The 15,734-nt window shown below is 68.9% G+C and carries 29 protein-coding genes; all 29 read right to left on the bottom strand.

Features of this window, described 5'->3' with window-relative positions; genetic code table 11:
* Positions 1 to 103: 103 nt before the first annotated feature.
* The 29 genes from rpsD to rplC all read right to left on the bottom strand — a co-directional run bounded on the left by rpsD (position 104) and on the right by rplC (position 15,726).
* Entirely contained in the window at positions 104 to 730 is a 627-nt protein-coding gene (gene rpsD / locus ACZ6S5_RS27270; protein WP_452307078.1) for a 30S ribosomal protein S4, read from the bottom strand.
* Between the two features lie 14 nt (positions 731 to 744).
* Positions 745 to 1,152: a 30S ribosomal protein S11 gene (gene rpsK, locus ACZ6S5_RS27265; RefSeq protein WP_013288613.1), complete on the bottom strand. Its 408-nt coding sequence runs from the start codon at positions 1,150 to 1,152 to the stop codon at positions 745 to 747.
* An 18-nt stretch (positions 1,153 to 1,170) separates the two neighbouring features.
* Positions 1,171 to 1,551, bottom strand: coding sequence for a 30S ribosomal protein S13 (gene rpsM / locus ACZ6S5_RS27260; protein WP_091666181.1), 381 nt, complete (start codon positions 1,549 to 1,551; stop codon positions 1,171 to 1,173).
* A gap of 257 nt (positions 1,552 to 1,808) precedes the next feature.
* The gene (gene rpmJ, locus ACZ6S5_RS27255; RefSeq protein WP_073834917.1) at positions 1,809 to 1,922 is read right to left on the bottom strand and encodes a 50S ribosomal protein L36; all 114 of its coding nucleotides are present in this window, start codon (positions 1,920 to 1,922) and stop codon (positions 1,809 to 1,811) included.
* 93 nt (positions 1,923 to 2,015) lie between these two features.
* Complete coding sequence (gene infA, locus ACZ6S5_RS27250) at positions 2,016 to 2,237, bottom strand: translation initiation factor IF-1 (RefSeq protein ID WP_007073013.1); 222 nt, start codon at positions 2,235 to 2,237, stop codon at positions 2,016 to 2,018.
* Positions 2,238 to 2,508: 271 nt separating this feature from the next.
* Positions 2,509 to 3,042 (bottom strand): DUF1707 SHOCT-like domain-containing protein, encoded by a 534-nt coding sequence (locus ACZ6S5_RS27245; protein WP_466004885.1) that lies wholly within the window; start codon positions 3,040 to 3,042, stop codon positions 2,509 to 2,511.
* A 210-nt stretch (positions 3,043 to 3,252) separates the two neighbouring features.
* Positions 3,253 to 4,104 carry a type I methionyl aminopeptidase gene (gene map / locus ACZ6S5_RS27240; protein WP_466004883.1) on the bottom strand — a complete coding sequence of 284 codons (852 nt, stop codon included), beginning with the start codon at positions 4,102 to 4,104 and terminating at the stop codon, positions 3,253 to 3,255.
* A 91-nt stretch (positions 4,105 to 4,195) separates the two neighbouring features.
* The gene (locus ACZ6S5_RS27235) at positions 4,196 to 4,849 is read right to left on the bottom strand and encodes an adenylate kinase (protein ID WP_377586158.1); all 654 of its coding nucleotides are present in this window, start codon (positions 4,847 to 4,849) and stop codon (positions 4,196 to 4,198) included.
* Positions 4,850 to 6,178, bottom strand: coding sequence for a preprotein translocase subunit SecY (gene secY / locus ACZ6S5_RS27230; RefSeq protein WP_466004880.1), 1,329 nt, complete (start codon positions 6,176 to 6,178; stop codon positions 4,850 to 4,852).
* A 235-nt stretch (positions 6,179 to 6,413) separates the two neighbouring features.
* Positions 6,414 to 6,857: a 50S ribosomal protein L15 gene (rplO, locus tag ACZ6S5_RS27225; protein ID WP_466004878.1), complete on the bottom strand. Its 444-nt coding sequence runs from the start codon at positions 6,855 to 6,857 to the stop codon at positions 6,414 to 6,416.
* Entirely contained in the window at positions 6,857 to 7,039 is a 183-nt protein-coding gene (gene rpmD, locus ACZ6S5_RS27220) for a 50S ribosomal protein L30 (RefSeq protein WP_013473693.1), read from the bottom strand. Before rpmD ends, rplO begins: the two co-directional genes overlap by 1 nt.
* Complete coding sequence (gene rpsE, locus ACZ6S5_RS27215) at positions 7,039 to 7,653, bottom strand: 30S ribosomal protein S5 (RefSeq protein WP_073834922.1); 615 nt, start codon at positions 7,651 to 7,653, stop codon at positions 7,039 to 7,041. The genes rpmD and rpsE overlap by 1 nt, the downstream gene beginning before the upstream one ends.
* Positions 7,654 to 7,686: 33 nt before the next feature.
* The gene (gene rplR, locus ACZ6S5_RS27210) at positions 7,687 to 8,076 is read right to left on the bottom strand and encodes a 50S ribosomal protein L18 (RefSeq protein ID WP_466004876.1); all 390 of its coding nucleotides are present in this window, start codon (positions 8,074 to 8,076) and stop codon (positions 7,687 to 7,689) included.
* Positions 8,073 to 8,615, bottom strand: coding sequence for a 50S ribosomal protein L6 (gene rplF / locus ACZ6S5_RS27205; protein ID WP_466004874.1), 543 nt, complete (start codon positions 8,613 to 8,615; stop codon positions 8,073 to 8,075). The genes rplR and rplF overlap by 4 nt, the downstream gene beginning before the upstream one ends.
* 16 nt (positions 8,616 to 8,631) lie before the next feature.
* Complete coding sequence (gene rpsH / locus ACZ6S5_RS27200; protein WP_148430080.1) at positions 8,632 to 9,039, bottom strand: 30S ribosomal protein S8; 408 nt, start codon at positions 9,037 to 9,039, stop codon at positions 8,632 to 8,634.
* A 97-nt stretch (positions 9,040 to 9,136) separates the two neighbouring features.
* Positions 9,137 to 9,322: a type Z 30S ribosomal protein S14 gene (locus ACZ6S5_RS27195; RefSeq protein WP_007465272.1), complete on the bottom strand. Its 186-nt coding sequence runs from the start codon at positions 9,320 to 9,322 to the stop codon at positions 9,137 to 9,139.
* Position 9,323: 1 nt separating this feature from the next.
* On the bottom strand, positions 9,324 to 9,893 hold the full coding sequence (gene rplE, locus ACZ6S5_RS27190; RefSeq protein ID WP_091262796.1) for a 50S ribosomal protein L5: 570 nt from the start codon (positions 9,891 to 9,893) through the stop codon (positions 9,324 to 9,326).
* Complete coding sequence (gene rplX, locus ACZ6S5_RS27185) at positions 9,893 to 10,213, bottom strand: 50S ribosomal protein L24 (RefSeq protein WP_007465276.1); 321 nt, start codon at positions 10,211 to 10,213, stop codon at positions 9,893 to 9,895. Before rplX ends, rplE begins: the two co-directional genes overlap by 1 nt.
* The gene (rplN, locus tag ACZ6S5_RS27180; RefSeq protein ID WP_007073026.1) at positions 10,210 to 10,578 is read right to left on the bottom strand and encodes a 50S ribosomal protein L14; all 369 of its coding nucleotides are present in this window, start codon (positions 10,576 to 10,578) and stop codon (positions 10,210 to 10,212) included. The genes rplX and rplN overlap by 4 nt, the downstream gene beginning before the upstream one ends.
* A gap of 97 nt (positions 10,579 to 10,675) precedes the next feature.
* Positions 10,676 to 10,954: a 30S ribosomal protein S17 gene (rpsQ, locus tag ACZ6S5_RS27175; protein ID WP_466004872.1), complete on the bottom strand. Its 279-nt coding sequence runs from the start codon at positions 10,952 to 10,954 to the stop codon at positions 10,676 to 10,678.
* On the bottom strand, positions 10,951 to 11,187 hold the full coding sequence (rpmC, locus tag ACZ6S5_RS27170; protein WP_466004870.1) for a 50S ribosomal protein L29: 237 nt from the start codon (positions 11,185 to 11,187) through the stop codon (positions 10,951 to 10,953). Before rpmC ends, rpsQ begins: the two co-directional genes overlap by 4 nt.
* On the bottom strand, positions 11,187 to 11,612 hold the full coding sequence (gene rplP / locus ACZ6S5_RS27165; RefSeq protein ID WP_073834927.1) for a 50S ribosomal protein L16: 426 nt from the start codon (positions 11,610 to 11,612) through the stop codon (positions 11,187 to 11,189). Before rplP ends, rpmC begins: the two co-directional genes overlap by 1 nt.
* Before the next feature lie 3 nt (positions 11,613 to 11,615).
* Positions 11,616 to 12,473: a 30S ribosomal protein S3 gene (gene rpsC, locus ACZ6S5_RS27160; protein WP_466004868.1), complete on the bottom strand. Its 858-nt coding sequence runs from the start codon at positions 12,471 to 12,473 to the stop codon at positions 11,616 to 11,618.
* Positions 12,473 to 12,928, bottom strand: a complete 456-nt coding sequence (gene rplV / locus ACZ6S5_RS27155; RefSeq protein WP_073834929.1) for a 50S ribosomal protein L22 — start codon at positions 12,926 to 12,928, stop codon at positions 12,473 to 12,475. Before rplV ends, rpsC begins: the two co-directional genes overlap by 1 nt.
* Positions 12,929 to 12,968: 40 nt before the next feature.
* Positions 12,969 to 13,250: a 30S ribosomal protein S19 gene (gene rpsS, locus ACZ6S5_RS27150; RefSeq protein WP_007073032.1), complete on the bottom strand. Its 282-nt coding sequence runs from the start codon at positions 13,248 to 13,250 to the stop codon at positions 12,969 to 12,971.
* Positions 13,251 to 13,262: 12 nt separating this feature from the next.
* On the bottom strand, positions 13,263 to 14,102 hold the full coding sequence (rplB, locus tag ACZ6S5_RS27145; RefSeq protein ID WP_046567215.1) for a 50S ribosomal protein L2: 840 nt from the start codon (positions 14,100 to 14,102) through the stop codon (positions 13,263 to 13,265).
* A gap of 12 nt (positions 14,103 to 14,114) precedes the next feature.
* Positions 14,115 to 14,417 (bottom strand): 50S ribosomal protein L23, encoded by a 303-nt coding sequence (gene rplW / locus ACZ6S5_RS27140; RefSeq protein WP_073834931.1) that lies wholly within the window; start codon positions 14,415 to 14,417, stop codon positions 14,115 to 14,117.
* Positions 14,414 to 15,064 (bottom strand): 50S ribosomal protein L4, encoded by a 651-nt coding sequence (rplD, locus tag ACZ6S5_RS27135; protein ID WP_466004866.1) that lies wholly within the window; start codon positions 15,062 to 15,064, stop codon positions 14,414 to 14,416. The genes rplW and rplD overlap by 4 nt, the downstream gene beginning before the upstream one ends.
* The gene (gene rplC, locus ACZ6S5_RS27130; RefSeq protein ID WP_466004864.1) at positions 15,061 to 15,726 is read right to left on the bottom strand and encodes a 50S ribosomal protein L3; all 666 of its coding nucleotides are present in this window, start codon (positions 15,724 to 15,726) and stop codon (positions 15,061 to 15,063) included. Before rplC ends, rplD begins: the two co-directional genes overlap by 4 nt.
* Between the last annotated feature and the right edge of the window lie 8 nt (positions 15,727 to 15,734).

Below are 15,734 nucleotides of genomic sequence, written 5' to 3'. Positions count from 1 at the left end.
CCCCCCCCCCCCCCCCCCCCCCCCCCCCCCCCCCCCCCCCCCCCCCCCCCCCCCCCCCCCCCCCCCCCCCCCCCCCCCCCCCCCCCCCCACCGCAACGAGCCCTTACTTGGAGTAGAGCTCGACGATCAGCTGCTCCTGGACCTGGGTGTCGATCACCTGGCGGGCCGGGAGCGAGTGCACGAGGATCTTCATCTGGCTGGGGATGGCCTCGAGCCACGCCGGAACGGTCCTGGAGCCGGCCTCGGCCTGCGCGACGATGAACGGGGTGAGTTCCTTGCTCTTGCCCCGAACCTCGATGATGTCGTGCTCCTTGACGCGGTACGACGGGATGTCGACCTTCTTGCCGTTCACCGTGAAGTGACCGTGCTTGACCAGCTGACGGGCCATGTCCCGGGACTTGGCGTAGCCGGCCCGGTAGACCACGTTGTCCAGCCGCGACTCGAGGATCTGCAGGAGGACCTCACCGGTCTTCGCCTTCTTGCCCACGGCCTCCTCGTAGTAGCCGCGGAACTGCTTCTCCAGCACGCCGTAGACCCGGCGAGCCTTCTGCTTCTCACGGAGCTGGAGCAGGTACTCCGTCTCCTTGGTCCGGCCGCGGCCGTGCTGCCCGGGCGGGAACGGCCGGGACTCGAACGGGCACTTCGGGCCATCGCACTTGCTGCCCTTGAGGAACAGCTTCATCTTCTCCCGCCGGCAACGGCGGCAGTCAGCACCGGTGTAACGAGCCATCTCTCTCTAACCTCTCAGACCCGGCGACGCTTCGGCGGACGGCACCCGTTGTGCGGCTGCGGGGTGACGTCGGAGATCTGCCCGACCTCGAGGCCCACGGCCTGCAGCGAACGGATGGCGGTCTCCCGGCCGGAGCCGGGGCCCTTGACGAACACGTCGACCTTGCGCATGCCGTGCTCCATCGCCCGACGCGCGGCGGCCTCGGCGGCCAGCTGAGCGGCGAACGGGGTCGACTTGCGGGAGCCCTTGAAGCCCACCTGGCCGGAGGAGGCCCAGGAGATGACCGCACCGGTCGGGTCCGTGATGGACACGATGGTGTTGTTGAAGGTGCTCTTGATGTGCGCCTGCCCGTGGGCGACGTTCTTGCGTTCCTTGCGCCGGACCTTCTTGACGGCGGCTCCGGCACGAGCCTTCGGTGGCATAAGTCTGTGCGCTCCTAGTTACTTCTTGCCGGGCTTCTTCTTGCCGGCGACGGTCCGCTTCGGGCCCTTCCGGGTCCGCGCGTTGGTCTTGGTCCGCTGACCACGAACCGGCAGGCCCCGGCGGTGTCGGATACCCGCGTAGCAGCCGATCTCGACCTTGCGGCGGATGTCAGCGGCGACCTCGCGGCGCAGGTCGCCTTCAACCTTGTAGTTGCCCTCGATGTGGTTCCGGAGCTGGACCAGCTCCTCGTCCGTGAGGTCGCGAGCGCGCTTGTCCGGCGAGATGCCGGTAGCGGCGAGGGTCTCCAGGGCGCGGGTACGGCCGACCCCGAAGATGTAAGTGAGCGCGATCTCCATCCGCTTGTCGCGGGGGAGGTCCACGCCGGCTAGACGTGCCATGTGCGGGCGTACTCCTCGTGATGTTGTGGCGGAGGTGTGGACCCGTCCCACCCCGCTACCGACCGTCCCTGTCCTTCCGGCGTCACGCGCCGGCGACCGGGAGCGGTCGCTGCCCGAGCGGGCCCCGGCCTCCGACCGGGGGTCAACCACGAGGGGGTACGCGCTGCGTACCGCTCGCGGCTGGGACGAGCTGATGATGTTGTCGGGATCTGCGACCCGGGCCGATCCGACCGGCCGTCACGGCCGGAGGGACTGGTTCAGCCCTGGCGCTGCTTGTGGCGCGGGTCCTGGCAGATCACCATGACCCGGCCGTGCCGGCGGATCACCCGGCACTTGTTGCAGATCCTCTTGACGCTCGGCTTGACCTTCACGGTTGCCTTACTTCCCATCTGGCCCGGAGACGCGACGGTGCGCGACGCCGGACGTCGAAGACGGACACGGGGACGTCCCGGCCGTCGTCAGGCTTACTTGTAGCGGTAGACGATGCGCCCGCGGGTCAGGTCGTACGGCGAGAGTTCGACGACGACCCGGTCCTCCGGCAGGATGCGGATGTAGTGCTGCCGCATCTTGCCGCTGATGTGAGCCAGCACCTTGTGACCGTTCGCGAGCTCCACCCGGAACATGGCGTTCGGCAGGGGCTCGATGACCCGACCCTCGATCTCGATGGCTCCGTCTTTTTTCGGCATGTCCTCCGCTGTCCTGACGTCGGTTGCTCCGGACGGCCCACAACGTCTTACACGGGTGAAATGACCAAGATCAGGACACCCGCGCCAGCCGCGGCTCCGACTCCCACCGAAGCGCGGGTGGGCATGCCGGAGTGGACGCTGTGCGCCGATCAGAAAGTGTACGCCCGCCTGCGCGCCGTCGCCAAACCGGCCGCCCGTCCGGTCACCTCGCCGGAGGAAATCCGTCAAGCCCGGGCGACCTGCTGTGGTGCCGGCCACACCGCGGTACGGGTCACCGCGTCCGGCGCCGGTCCCGCCGCTCGCACCGGGGCCTCCCGCCGCGCCACTCGCCCGGTTGCCGTCCGCCATGATCGTGGCCACCCACGGTACGCAGCAGCAGGAGCACTCCCCACGGGCCGAGCACCCAGGCCGGCCAGTAGTGACCCACGTTCCCGGAGCCGAGCGAGGAGATCAGCCAGATCGCCGTGAGGATCCCCGCGACCCGCAGCCACGGCGACCAGACCCCGAGCACCCACCCGCCGCCGCGCCCGGTGTCCACGGCCTTCCCATCGCCGTCGGCCACGGGCGGCGGCGGCGCCGGGGCCCGGGCCGGGGCCGGGGCCACCGCGGCGCGTTCCGCCGGGGCCGGCCCCGGCAGGTCGACCACGACCGCGTCCAGGTCGGCGTACGTCTTCGCGCCGTACGCCCGGCCCAGCCGCTCGTCGTACTCGTGGAGGTCGAGCCGGCCCTCCTCCAGGGCGACCCGGAGCCGCTCGGCCGTGGCCTCGCGGTCGGCGTCGGCCGCCCGCATCCCGTTCCGCTCCATGAAGGCAAGCATGACACCGCGACGCCACCCGCGGTACGGCTGGTCCGGGCGACGGAGACGAACGAAGCAGGGTGCCCTGAACGGGGATGAACACGACGGCGCGGAACACCGGGTTACGGAAGTCCGGGGCATCTCTCCGGCGGGACACCCCGGATTGCCGCAGTCCGAGTCGATCAGGCCGGCCGGGCCAGGACTGGACCCCTCAGTCCGTCAAACCGCCGGGGAGTCCGCCGGCTGCCGGGAGGTGACCAGCTCGCCGAGCCGGGACCGGCCGCCGTCCTCGGCGGTCAGCACCCACACCCCGTCGCCCAGCAGGGCCATCGAGTGCTCGACGTGCGCCGCCATCGACCCGTCGCGGGTCACCACGGTCCAGCCGTCGGCCAGCTCCACGGTCCGCGGCGAGCCCATCGTGATCATCGGCTCGATCGCCAGGGCCATGCCCGGCACCAGCCGGGGGCCCTTCCCCGGGCGACCGTGGTTCAGCACGTGCGGGTCCTGGTGCATCTCCGTGCCGATCCCGTGGCCGCCGTACCCGTCGACGATGCCGTACCGGCCGCCCTTGCGGACCGCGTTCTCCACCGCGTGCGAGATGTCGGTGAGCCGGCCCTTGCCGCCGGCCGCGCCCCGGGCGGCGGCCGCGATCCCGGCCCACATCGCGTCCTCGGCCACCGCGGCCATCCTCAGCAGGGCCGGGTCGACCTCGCCGACGCCGACGGTGATGGCCGCGTCGCCGTGCCAGCCGTTCAGCACCGCGCCGCAGTCGATCGAGATCAGGTCGCCCTCGCGCAGCACCTGGGTCGAGGCGGGGATCGCGTGCACCACCTGCTCGTTCACGGACGAGCAGATCGACGCCGGGAAGCCGTGGTAGCCCTTGAACGACGGGACGGCACCGGCCTCCCGGATGGTGGACTCGGCGATCGCGTCCAGGTCGGCGGTGGTCACCCCGGGGGCGACCGCCTCCCGCATCCGACGCAGCGCGCGGGCGACCACCAGACCGGCGGCCCGCATCATCTCGATCTGGTCGGGGGTCTTCAGCTGGATGTCCAGCTGGGGACGGCGCATGGAGGCGTTACCTTTCGTCGCGCGGAACAGCGGGGCACGCCGCACGTACCCCGCTGTTCGCACTCTATCCGCCGGGGCCTCCGGCGGGATGTCAGCCGCCGTACGAGCGCAGGGCGTCGATGGCGCGGACGGTGACGTCCTCCACGGGGCCGGTGGCGTCGATGCCGACGAGCTTGCCCTGGGCGCCGTAGTAGTCGACCAGCGGCGCGGTCTTCTCGGCGTACTCGCGGAGCCGGGCGGCGATGGTCTCCGGCTTGTCGTCGTCCCGCTGGAACAGCTCGGCGCCGCACCGGTCGCAGATGCCGTCTCGGGTGGTGGCGTCGAACTCGACGTGCCAGATCTTGCCGCAGCCGCGGCAGGTACGCCGGCCGGAGAGCCGCCGGATCACCTCGTCGTCGTCGACGACCAGTTCCAGCACCAGGTCCAGCGCCGTGCCGAGGTCGGCGAGGAGCTTGTCGAGCGCGGCGGCCTGCGGCGTGGTACGCGGGAAGCCGTCGAGCAGGAAGCCCTCGCTGGCGTCGGGCTCGGCGAGCCGGTCCCGCACCATGTTGATGGTGACCTCGTCCGGGACCAGCTTGCCGGCGTCCATGTAGCGCTTCGCCTCGACTCCCAGGGGCGTGCCCTGGGAGACGTTGGCGCGGAAGATGTCACCGGTCGAGATCTTCGGCACCGAGAGGTGGGCGGCGATGAACTCCGCCTGTGTCCCCTTGCCCGCGCCCGGCGGGCCAACCAGAACGAGTCGCATCTACCGCAGGAACCCTTCGTAGTTCCGCTGCATGAGTTGGCTCTCGATCTGCTTCACGGTCTCCAGACCGACGCCGACCATGATGAGCACAGCGGTGCCGCCGAACGGGAAGTTCTGGAACTGCTGGTTGTCGAGCCAGATGAAGAAGAAGTTCGGCAGGATCGCGATGATGCCCAGGTAGAGCGCGCCCGGCAGGGTGATCCGGCTCAGGATGAAGTCGAGGTACTCGGCGGTCGGCTTGCCGGGGCGGATGCCCGGCACGAAGCCGCCGTACTTCTTCATGTTGTCCGCGACCTCGGTCGGGTTGAACGTGATCGACACGTAGAAGTACGTGAAGAAGATGATCAGCAGGAAGTAGATCGCGATGTGCTCCGGCGCGCTCGCCTTCACGATGTGGTTCTGGATCCAGGCCTGGGTCTTCCCCGGGTTGTTCTGGTCGAAGAACTGAAGGACGAGCTGCGGCAGGTAGAGCAGCGACGAGGCGAAGATGACCGGGATGACGCCGGCCTGGTTCACCTTGAGCGGGATGTAGGTGGAGGTGCCGCCGTACATCCGCCGGCCGATCATGCGCTTGGCGTACTGCACCGGGATCCGGCGCTGCGCCTGCTCGATGAAGGTGACCGCGGTGATGACCAGCAGGACCAGGGCGATGACGAGGAAGAACATCCCCCAGCCCTTGGTGGTCTTGATCTTCCAGCCCTCGCTGGGGAGCCGGGCCGCGATCGAGGTGAAGATCAGGACGGACATGCCGTTGCCGACGCCGCGGTCGGTGATCAGCTCGCCGAGCCACATCACCACGCCGGTGCCGGCGGTCATGGTCATGACCAGGATGGTCAGCGTCAGCCAGTCCGGGATACCGGTGTCCTTGGGGACGATCGGGTACTGGTCGCACTGGTTGTTGAAGAGCTGGCCGGAGCGGGCCAGCGCCACGAACGCCGACGACTGCAGGATGCCCAGGCCCAGGGTCAGGTACCGGGTGTACTGGGTGATCTTCGCCTGGCCGGCCTGGCCCTCCTTGCGGAGCTGCTCCAGCCGCGGGATGACCACCGTCAGCAGCTGCAGGATGATCGACGCGGTGATGTACGGCATGATGCCGAGCGCGAAGACCGACAGCTGCAGCAGCGCGCCACCCGAGAAGAGGTCCAGCAGGTTCAGCACACCGGTGCTGCCACCCTGGAGGGTGTCGAGGCACTTCTGCACGTTGCCGTACGAGACGCCCGGGCTGGGCAGCGTGGCGCCAAGCCGGTAGACCGCAATGATGCCTACTGTGAACAGCAGCTTCTTGCGCAGGTCAGGCGTACGGAACGCACTGAGAAAGGCGGACAGCAACTTCTTCCTCCTGCGCGACGCGGGCCGCCGGTGATGATCCCTGGCGGAGCGGGGTGGGTGCCGGGCGAGTGCCCGATATCCATGGCTGGGATGGGACTCTAACAGCCCCACCCCGGTCCGGGCAGATGTGCCCGGCTACATAAAACGAATCCGATGTTACCCGGCGCACATCTACCGGGTAGACCACGGCGCCCGCCCAGTTGCGGACAACTGAGCGGGCGCCACGGACAGTGCCTTACAGCTCGGTGACCGAGCCGCCGGCGGCAGCGATCTTCTCCTTGGCCGACGCGCTGAACGCGTGCGCCGACACCTGGAGCGCCACCCCGCCGAGGTCGCCGGTGCCGAGCACCTTGACCGGCTGGCCCTTGCGGACCGCACCGGCCTCGACCAGCTCGACCGGGCCGACCTGGCCGCCGTTCGGGAAGAGCTCGGCGAGCCGGTCCAGGTTGATCACCTGGAAGACGACCTTGAACTTGTTCTTGAAGCCCTTCATCTTCGGCAGGCGCATGTGGATGGGCATCTGCCCACCCTCGAACGCCGGCGAGATGTTCTTCCGGGCCTTCGAACCCTTGGTACCGCGACCGGCGGTCTTGCCCTTCGAGCCCTCACCGCGACCCACGCGGGTCTTGTCGGTCTTGGCCCCGGGCGCCGGACGCAGGTGGTGCACCTTGATCGTCATTACTCGACCTCCTCGACCTTCACGAGGTGGTTGACCGTGAAGATCATGCCGCGGATCTCCGGACGGTCCTCCTTGACCACCACGTCGTTGATCCGCTTGAGACCGAGCGAACGCAGCGAGTCACGCTGGTTCTTCTTGGTCCCGATCTCGGACCGGACCTGGGTGACCTTCAGGCGCGCCATCAGGACGCCACCCCCGCCCGCGACGCCAGCATGGCGGCCGGCGCGACGTCCTCGACCGGCAGACCACGACGGGCCGCGACCGCCTCGGGCGACTCGAGCGCCTTCAGGGCCGCCACCGTGGCGTGCACGATGTTGATCGGGTTGGACGAGCCGAGGCTCTTGGAGAGCACGTCGTGGATGCCCGCGCACTCCAGCACGGCACGCACCGGACCACCGGCGATGACACCCGTACCGGCCGAGGCCGGCTTGAGCAGCACCACACCGGCCGCGTCCTCGCCCTGCACCGGGTGCGGGATCGAGGCGCCGATCCGCGGCACCTTGAAGAAGTGCTTCTTGGCCTCCTCGACACCCTTGGCGATCGCCGCGGGCACCTCCTTGGCCTTTCCGTAGCCCACGCCGACGGTGCCGTCGCCGTCGCCCACGATCACCAGGGCGGTGAAGCTGAAGCGACGACCACCCTTCACGACCTTGGCGACGCGGTTGATCGCGACGACCCGCTCGAGGTGCGGGGTCTTCTCGACGGGCGCGTTTCCGCGGCCGCCCTCACGGCGGTTGTCGCGGCGACCACCCTCGTTGCCACCGGACCCGCCGCCACGGCGCTGTTGACCTGGCATCAGCAGCCTTCCTTCTCTCTCGTGACGGGGTTTCTAGAACTCGAGCCCGGCTTCGCGGGCGGCGTCGGCAAGCGCGGCGACCCGCCCCGCGTACCGGTTGCCACCGCGGTCGAAGACGACCTTCGAGACGCCGGCGGCCTTGGCGCGCTCGGCGAGCAGGGCGCCGACCTTGCCGGCCAGGGCGCTCTTGTCGCCCTCGGTGCCGCGCAGCGAGGCGTCCATGGTCGAGGCCGACGCCAGGGTGTGACCCTTGGTGTCGTCCACGATCTGGGCGACGATGTGCCGCAGCGAACGGGTGACGACCAGGCGGGGACGCTCGGTGGTGCCGCTGACGTTCTTGCGGACCCGGAAGTGCCGGCGCGCACGCCCGACGGCGCGCTTGGCGGCAACGCCGCGGCGGCGCTTGAGCAGCGTGGCGCTCACTTCTTACCTGCCTTTCCAGCCTTACGGCGGATGACCTCGCCCTGGTACTTCACGCCCTTGCCCTTGTAGGGCTCCGGCGGGCGGATCTTCCGGATGTTGGCGGCGACCTCGCCGACCTGCTGCTTGTCGATGCCGGCCACGTGGAACAGCGTCGGCTTCTCCACCGTGAAGGTGATGCCCTCCGGCGCGGGCACCAGCACCGGGTGCGAGAACCCGAGCGCGAACTCCAGGTCCTTGCCCTTGGCGGTGACACGGTAACCGGTACCGGCGATCTCGAGGCTCTTGCGGTAGCCCTCGGTCACGCCCACGATCATGTTGGCGACCAGGGTACGGCTCAGGCCGTGCAGCTCCTTGGCCTTGCGCTCGTCGTTCGGCCGGTTGACGTGCAGCTGGCCGTCCTCGGCGCGCTCCGCCGTGATGGGCTCGGCGAGCGTGTGCGACAGCTCGCCCTTGGGGCCCTTGACCTTGACGGTCTGGCCGTCGATCGTGATCTCGACGCCGGACGGCACCGTGATCGACTTACGTCCAATACGCGACATTTCTACCTGTCTCCCGTTACCAGACGAAGGCGAGGACTTCCCCGCCAACGCTCCGCTTGCGGGCCTGCCGGTCGGTGAGCAGCCCCTGGGACGTCGAAATGATCGCCACGCCCAGCCCGCCGAGCACCCGCGGGAGCCCGTCCGACTTGGCGTACACCCGGAGACCGGGCTTGGACACGCGCTTGATGCCGGCCAGGCTCCGCTCCCGGTTCTGGCCGTACTTCAGCTCGACGACCAGTCGCTTGCCGACGGCGCCCTCTTCGGGCTCCTCGACCGACCAGGCGGCGACATAACCCTCGGCCTTGAGGACCTCGGCGATGTTCGCCTTGATCTTCGAGTAGGGCATCGTCACCCGGTCGTGGTACGCCTGGTTGGCGTTCCGCAGACGCGTGAGCATGTCTGCGATCGGGTCGGTCATCGTCATGAAATTCGTCAACCTTTCTCGCCGGGGTTCCCCGGGCCAGGCCCGGGGCCTACGGCGAAGAGACAGTTCAGCTGACGCGCCGGAGCGCGCCGGGCTATTACCAGGAAGCCTTGGACACGCCGGGCAGCTCACCGCGGTGGGCCATCTCCCGGATGCACACCCGGCAGAGACCGAACTTGCGGTAGACCGCCTTCGGACGCCCGCACCGCTGGCAGCGGGTGTACGCGCGAACCGAGAACTTCGGCTTCGCGGCCGCCTTGATGATCAGCGCCTTCTTGGCCATCTCAGTTCTCCTTGAACGGGAAGCCCAGGAGCTTGAGCAGCGCCCGGCCCTCGTCGTCGGTCGTGGCGGTGGTGACCACCGTGATGTCCATGCCCCGCTGGCGATCGATCTTGTCCTGGTCGATCTCGTGGAACACCGACTGCTCGGTCAGACCGAACGTGTAGTTGCCGTGCCCGTCGAGCTTGCGCCCGTCCAGGCCGCGGAAGTCGCGGATACGCGGCAGCGCGATCGAGAGCAGCCGGTCCAGGAACTCCCACATCCGGTCGCCGCGCAGGGTGACCTTGGCGCCGATCGGCATGCCCTCACGGAGCTTGAACTGCGCGATGGACTTGGTCGCCCGCCGCACCAGCGGCTTCTGGCCGGTGATGGTGGCCAGGTCGCGGACCGCGCCGTCGATCAGCTTGGCGTCCCGAGCGGCCTCGCCGACACCCATGTTGACGACGATCTTGACCAGACCGGGCACCTGCATGGGGTTGCCGTAGTTGTACTGCTCCTGCAGCTTCGCCACGACCTCGTTGCGGTACCGCTCCTTGAGGCGCGGCAGGGTCTTGGTTTCGGTAGCCGTGGTCATCAGAGGTCCTTACCGGTGCTACGCGCGATGCGGACCTTCTGGCCGTTGTCGTCGATCCGGTAACCGACGCGGGTCGGCTTGCCGTCGGAGTCCAGGACCTGCACGTTCGAGACGTGGATCGGGGCCTCCTGGGTGACGATGCCACCGGTCTTGGCGCCACGCTGAGTGGTGCTGATGCGAGTGTGCTTCTTGACCCGGTTCACGCCCTCGACCAGGACCTTGTCCTGCCGCGGGTAGGCCGCGATGACCTTGCCCTTGGCACCCTTGTCCTTGCCGGCGATGACGACGACCGTGTCGCCCTTCTTGACCTTCACGGTCACAACACCTCCGGCGCGAGAGAGATGATCTTCATGAACCGCTTGTCCCGCAGCTCGCGCCCCACCGGGCCGAAGATACGGGTACCGCGCGGGTCCCCACCGTCCTTGATGATGACGGCGGCGTTCTCGTCGAAGCGGATGTACGAGCCGTCCGGCCGCCGCTTCTCCTTGGCGGTGCGAACGACGACGGCCTTGACGACGTCGCCCTTCTTCACACCGGCACCGGGGATCGCGTCCTTGACCGTGGCCACGATGACGTCGCCGATGCTCGCGTAGCGCCGACCGGAGCCACCGAGAACCCGGATGCACAGGATCTCCCGGGCACCCGTGTTGTCGGCGACGCGCAGTCGCGACTCCTGCTGAATCACGTCTATCTCCTATGTCTGCCGGTTCTCCGGCCGCCCAGGGACGGCCGGAGCCTGGCGGAACCTGCGCCCGACCATGCCGGCCGAGCTCGAGCCTTCGCTACTTGGCCTTCTCGAGGATCTCCACGAGCCGCCAGCGCTTGGTGGCGGAGAGCGGCCGGGTCTCCATGATCAGGACCCGGTCGCCGATGCCGGCGGAGTTCTGCTCGTCGTGGACCTTCAGCTTGCTGGTACGGCGCATGATCTTGCCGTACAGCGCGTGCTTGACCCGGTCCTCGACCTCGACCACGACGGTCTTTTCCATCTTGTCGCTGACCACGAGGCCCTCACGCACCTTGCGGCGGGCCCGCGCGGCGGCGGCGGTGGTGTTCTCACTCATGATGCAGTCACCTCAGTCGGCGCGGTCGAGAGACCCAGCTCACGCTCACGCATGATCGTGTAGATCCGGGCGATCTCCCGACGGATGACCTGCAGCCGCCGGTTGTTGTCCAGCTGCCCGGTTGCGGCCTGCACGCGGAGGTTGAACAGCTCCGCCTTGGCCTCACGCAGCTTCGTGACCAGCTCCTCCTCGGAGAGCTCACGCAGCTCGGAAGGCTTGACGCCCGCTGCCATCAGGATTCACCCACTTCGCGCGTAACAATGCGGCACTTCATCGGGAGCTTGTGGATCGCGCGACGCATCGCCTCTCGCGCGATCTGCTCGTTGGGGAAGGACATCTCGAAGAGAACCCGCCCCGGCTTGACGTTGGCGACCCACCACTCGGGCGAACCCTTACCGGAACCCATCCGGGTTTCCGCCGGCTTCTTGGTGAGGGCCTGGTCCGGGAAGATCGTGATCCAGACCTTTCCACCACGCTTGATGTGGCGGGTCATCGCGATACGCGCCGACTCGATCTGGCGGTTCGTCACGTACGCCGGCTCGAGAGCCTGGATCCCGAACTCGCCGAACACCACCCGGTTACCACCCTTGGACGCGCCGTGGCGGTCCGGGTGGTGCGGCTTGCGGAAGCCCTTCGGGGGCTTGCGCGGCATCAGCATCTGTCAGCCCTCCTGCTGCGTTTCTGCCGCGGCGGCGACGGCGGAAGCGTCCACCGGCTCGCCGCTCGGCGTCTCGGCCTGCTGCGCGATGGTGGTCGCGGCAGCGCGGCCGGCCTCGGTGCCACCGGCGGTCGTGCCGGACGAACCCGACCGGCCACGGCGCGGCCGCTCGGGGCGGTCGCCGCGGTCACGGCGCGGGCGGGACGGACCGGCCTCGGCCGGAGCCTCCCGGCCCGGGACGGCGTCGCCCTTGTAGATCCAGACCTTCACGCCGATCCGGCCGAAGGTGGTACGGGCCTCGAAGAAGCCGTACTCGATGTTGGCCCGCAGCGTGTGCAGCGGAACCCGGCCCTCGCGGTAGAACTCGGTCCGGCTCATCTCGGCGCCGCCGAGACGGCCCGAGACCTGCACTCGGATGCCCTTGCAGACCGGGTTCTTCATGGCGGACTGCATCGCCTTGCGCATGGCCCGACGGAAGCTGACCCGGCTGGACAGCTGCTCGGCGACGCCCTGGGCGACCAGCTGCGCGTCCGACTCGGGGCTCTTCACCTCGATGATGTTCAGCTGGACCTGCTTGCCGGTGAGCTTCTCCAGCTCGCCGCGGATCCGGTCGGCCTCCGCGCCCTTACGGCCGATGACGATGCCCGGCCGGGCGGTGTGGATGTCGACGCGGACCCGGTCCCGGGTGCGCTCGATGTCGACCTTGGAAATGCCGGCGCGCTCCAGGCCCTTGGACATCATCCGGCGGATCTTGACGTCCTCGCCGATGTAGTCCTTGTAGAGCTTGTCCGCGAACCAGCGGGACTTCCAGTCGGTCGAGATGCCGAGCCGGAACCCAGTGGGGTGAACCTTCTGACCCATTACTCGGCACCCTCCGTCGTGCTCTGCCCCTCGGCGGCCTCGGCCTGCTTGGCCGGAGCGGCCTTCTTCGCCGACTTCTTCGGCGCGGCCGGCGCCACCGCCTCGACCGCCACGGTGATGTGGCAGGTGCGCTTGCGGATCCGGTACGCCCGGCCCTGCGCCCGCGGCCGGAACCGCTTCATCGTCGGGCCCTCGTCGACGAACGCCTCGCTGACGAGCAGCGCGTCGGGGTCCAGCCGCTCGTTGTTCTCCGCGTTGGCGATCGCGCTCGCGAGGACCTTGTACACCTGCTCGCTCGCAGCCTGCGGCGCGAACTGCAGCACCGTGAGCGCCTCCTTCGCGGGCAGGCCGCGGACGAGGTTGACCACCCGGCGCGCCTTCATCGGCGAGATGCGCACGTGCCGCGCAACCGCCCGCGCGCCCGGAAGCACCGGAGCGTCGCCCTTTCCTGGCATCGCTGTAACCCCTTGTTCCTCTATCCGTATGCCCGCGGCGTCAGCGCCGGCGGCTCTTCCGGTCGTCCTTCTCGTGACCCTTGAACGTGCGGGTCAGCGCGAACTCGCCGAGCTTGTGCCCGACCATGGCCTCGGTCACGAAGACCGGGACGTGCTTGCGTCCGTCGTGCACGGCGATCGTGTGACCCAGCATCTCCGGGATGATCGTCGAGCGCCGCGACCAGGTCTTGATGACGTTCTTGGAGCCCTTGTCGTTCTGCGTCTCCACCTTCTTGAGCAGGTGGTCGTCGACGAACGGGCCCTTCTTCAGGCTGCGAGGCATGTCTTATCTCCCTCAGCCGCGCTTACGCGTGGCGTAGCGGCGGCGGACGATCAGCCGGTCGCTCGGCTGGCCCTTACGACGGGTGCGGCCCTCGGGCTTACCCTGCGGGTTGACCGGGTGGCGACCACCGGAGGTCTTACCCTCACCACCACCGTGCGGGTGGTCGACCGGGTTCATGGCGACACCACGGACGGTCGGGCGCTTGCCCTTCCACCGCATCCGGCCGGCCTTACCCCAGTTGATGTTCGACTGGTCGGCGTTGCCGATCTCGCCGATGCTGGCGCGGCAGCGCACGTCGACACGCCGGATCTCACCGGACGGCATGCGCAGGGTCGCGTACGCACCCTCACGGCCGAGCAGCTGGATGCCGACGCCGGCCGAGCGGGCCAGCTTGGCGCCGCCGCCCGGACGCAGCTCCACGTTGTGGATGGTGGTACCGACCGGGATGTTGCGCAGCGGCAGGTTGTTGCCCGGCTTGATGTCGGCGCCCGGGCCCGACTCCACGGCGTCGCCCTGCTTCAGGTCCTTCGGCGCGATGATGTAGCGCTTCTCGCCGTCGGCGTAGTGCAGCAGCGCGATGCGCGCGGTGCGGTTCGGGTCGTACTCGATGTGGGCGACCTTCGCCGGCACGCCGTCCTTGTCGACCCGCTTGAAGTCGATCAGACGGTACTGGCGCTTGTGGCCGCCACCGTGGTGCCGCGTGGTGATCCGGCCGTGGGCGTTGCGCCCGCCCTTCTTCGGCAGCGGAGCGAGCAGCGACTTCTCGGGCGTCGACCGGGTGATCTCGGCGAAGTCGGCGACGCTCGAGCCACGCCGGCCCGGCGTCGTCGGCTTGTACTTACGGATAGCCATTGTCTACACCCCTCAGCTGACCGGGCCGCCGAAGGCCTCGATACGGTCACCGTCAGCCAGCTTCACGATCGCCCGCTTGGTGGCCTTGCGCTGACCGAAGCCGGTCTTGGTGCGCTTGCGCTTGCCCTCGCGGTTGAGCGTGTTGACCGTCAGGACGCGGACGTTGAAGATCTGCTGGATAGCGATCTTGATCTCGGTCTTGTTCGCGTCCGGGTGCACCAGGAAGGTGTACCAGTTGCGGTTCAGCTCGCTGTAGCTCTTCTCCGAGACGACCGGCGCGACGATGATGTCGCGCGGATCGGCGATCGTGCTCACTTGCCACCCTCCTCGGTGGTCTCGGCGGGAACGCCCAGGAACTCGTCCAGGGCCTCCTTCGTGAAGACCACGTCGTCGGCCACCAGCACGTCGTACGTGTTGAGCTGGCCGGCCTCGATCAGGTGCACCCGCGGCTCGTTGCGCAGCGACACCCAGTTCAGCTCGTCGGTGCTGCTCAGCACGACCAGGACGCGACGCGCCTCGGTCAGCTTCGCCAGCGTGGCCAGCGCGGCCTTGGTCGACGGCTTCTCGCCCGAGACGAACGCCTCGACGACGTGCACCTGGCCGGCGCGGGCCCGGTCGGAGAGGGCGCCACGCAGGGCGGCGGCCTTCATCTTCTTCGGGGTCCGCTGGCTGTAGTCGCGCGGCACCGGGCCGTGGACCACGCCACCGCCGGCGAACTGCGGCGCGCGGGTCGAGCCCTGGCGGGCACGACCGGTGCCCTTCTGCTTGTACGGCTTCCTGCCTCCACCGGAGACCTCGCCGCGGGTCTTGGCCTTGTGCGTGCCCTGCCGGGCCGCCGCGAGCTGAGCCACCACGACCTGGTGCATCAGCGCGATGTTGGCCTGGACGTCGAAGATGTCGGCCGGCAGCTCGACCGAGCCGCTCTTGGCGCCTTCGACGTTGCGGACGTCAACGGTGGTCACTTGGCCGCACCGCCCTTCTTCGCCTTGGTCTTGGCCGCGGTACGGACCAGGACCAGCGCGCCCTTGGGGCCGGGGATGGCGCCGCGGACGAGCAGGAGGTTGTTCTCGGTGTCGATCGCCTGGACCGTCAGGTTCTGGACGGTGTAGCGCACGCCACCCATCCGACCGGCCATCCGGGTGCCCTTGAAGACGCGGCCCGGGGTGGCGCAGGCGCCGATGGAGCCCGGCGAGCGGTGCTTGCGCTCCACACCGTGGCTGGCGCGCAGACCGTGGAAGCCGTGCCGCTTCATCGGGCCGGCGTAGCCCTTGCCCTTGGTCTTGCCGGTGACGTCGATGGTGATGCCGGCGGGGAACTCCTCGACCGTGACCTCCTGGCCCGGCGAGTAGTCCGCGGCGTCCACGGTCCGCAGCTCGACGATGTGCCGGCGCGGGGCGACGTCCGCCTTCGCGTAGTGCCCGCTGATCGGCTTCTTGACCTTGCGCGGGTCGATCGTGCCGTACGCCAGCTGGACCGCGGAGTAACCGTCCTTCTCGGCGCTACGAACCTGGCTGATGACGCAGGGGCCGGCCTGAACCACGGTCACCGGGACAACCTTGTTGTTGTCCCAGACCTGGGTCATGCCGAGCTTCGCGCCCAGGATCCCCTTGACTTGCCTGTCCATTTGTCCGG

This window comes from Micromonospora sp. NPDC051924, assembly GCF_055586005.1.
This window is presented reverse-complemented; position numbering and strand designations above follow the sequence as displayed.

Bases quoted from the DNA above. Each gene is read 5' to 3' on its own strand.
- ACZ6S5_RS27235 (WP_377586158.1), bottom strand. From the start codon at position 4,849: ATGCGACTCGTTCTGGTTGGCCCGCCGGGCGCGGGCAAGGGGACACAG.
- rplF (WP_466004874.1), bottom strand. From the start codon at position 8,615: ATGTCGCGTATTGGACGTAAGTCGATCACGGTGCCGTCCGGCGTCGAG.
- rplP (WP_073834927.1), bottom strand. From the start codon at position 11,612: ATGCTGATGCCGCGCAAGCCCCCGAAGGGCTTCCGCAAGCCGCACCAC.
- rplO (WP_466004878.1), bottom strand. From the start codon at position 6,857: ATGACGATCAAGGTGCACCACCTGCGTCCGGCGCCCGGGGCCAAGACC.
- rplV (WP_073834929.1), bottom strand. From the start codon at position 12,928: ATGCCAGGAAAGGGCGACGCTCCGGTGCTTCCGGGCGCGCGGGCGGTT.
- rpmC (WP_466004870.1), bottom strand. From the start codon at position 11,187: ATGGCAGCGGGCGTCAAGCCTTCCGAGCTGCGTGAGCTCTCCGAGGAG.
- rpsE (WP_073834922.1), bottom strand. From the start codon at position 7,653: ATGCCAGGTCAACAGCGCCGTGGCGGCGGGTCCGGTGGCAACGAGGGT.
- rpsM (WP_091666181.1), bottom strand. From the start codon at position 1,551: ATGGCACGTCTAGCCGGCGTGGACCTCCCCCGCGACAAGCGGATGGAG.
- ACZ6S5_RS27195 (WP_007465272.1), bottom strand. From the start codon at position 9,322: ATGGCCAAGAAGGCGCTGATCATCAAGGCGGCCGCGAAGCCGAAGTTC.
- rplE (WP_091262796.1), bottom strand. From the start codon at position 9,893: ATGACCACGGCTACCGAAACCAAGACCCTGCCGCGCCTCAAGGAGCGG.
- rpsH (WP_148430080.1), bottom strand. From the start codon at position 9,039: ATGACGATGACCGACCCGATCGCAGACATGCTCACGCGTCTGCGGAAC.
- map (WP_466004883.1), bottom strand. From the start codon at position 4,104: ATGCGCCGTCCCCAGCTGGACATCCAGCTGAAGACCCCCGACCAGATC.
- rpsD (WP_452307078.1), bottom strand. From the start codon at position 730: ATGGCTCGTTACACCGGTGCTGACTGCCGCCGTTGCCGGCGGGAGAAG.
- rpsK (WP_013288613.1), bottom strand. From the start codon at position 1,152: ATGCCACCGAAGGCTCGTGCCGGAGCCGCCGTCAAGAAGGTCCGGCGC.
- infA (WP_007073013.1), bottom strand. From the start codon at position 2,237: ATGCCGAAAAAAGACGGAGCCATCGAGATCGAGGGTCGGGTCATCGAG.
- rpsS (WP_007073032.1), bottom strand. From the start codon at position 13,250: ATGCCTCGCAGCCTGAAGAAGGGCCCGTTCGTCGACGACCACCTGCTC.
- rpsQ (WP_466004872.1), bottom strand. From the start codon at position 10,954: ATGAGTGAGAACACCACCGCCGCCGCCGCGCGGGCCCGCCGCAAGGTG.
- rpmD (WP_013473693.1), bottom strand. From the start codon at position 7,039: ATGGCGCGCCTGAAGGTCACCCAGGTCCGGTCCGAGATCGGGACCAAG.
- rpsC (WP_466004868.1), bottom strand. From the start codon at position 12,473: ATGGGTCAGAAGGTTCACCCCACTGGGTTCCGGCTCGGCATCTCGACC.
- rplC (WP_466004864.1), bottom strand. From the start codon at position 15,726: ATGGACAGGCAAGTCAAGGGGATCCTGGGCGCGAAGCTCGGCATGACC.
- ACZ6S5_RS27245 (WP_466004885.1), bottom strand. From the start codon at position 3,042: ATGGAGCGGAACGGGATGCGGGCGGCCGACGCCGACCGCGAGGCCACG.
- rplB (WP_046567215.1), bottom strand. From the start codon at position 14,102: ATGGCTATCCGTAAGTACAAGCCGACGACGCCGGGCCGGCGTGGCTCG.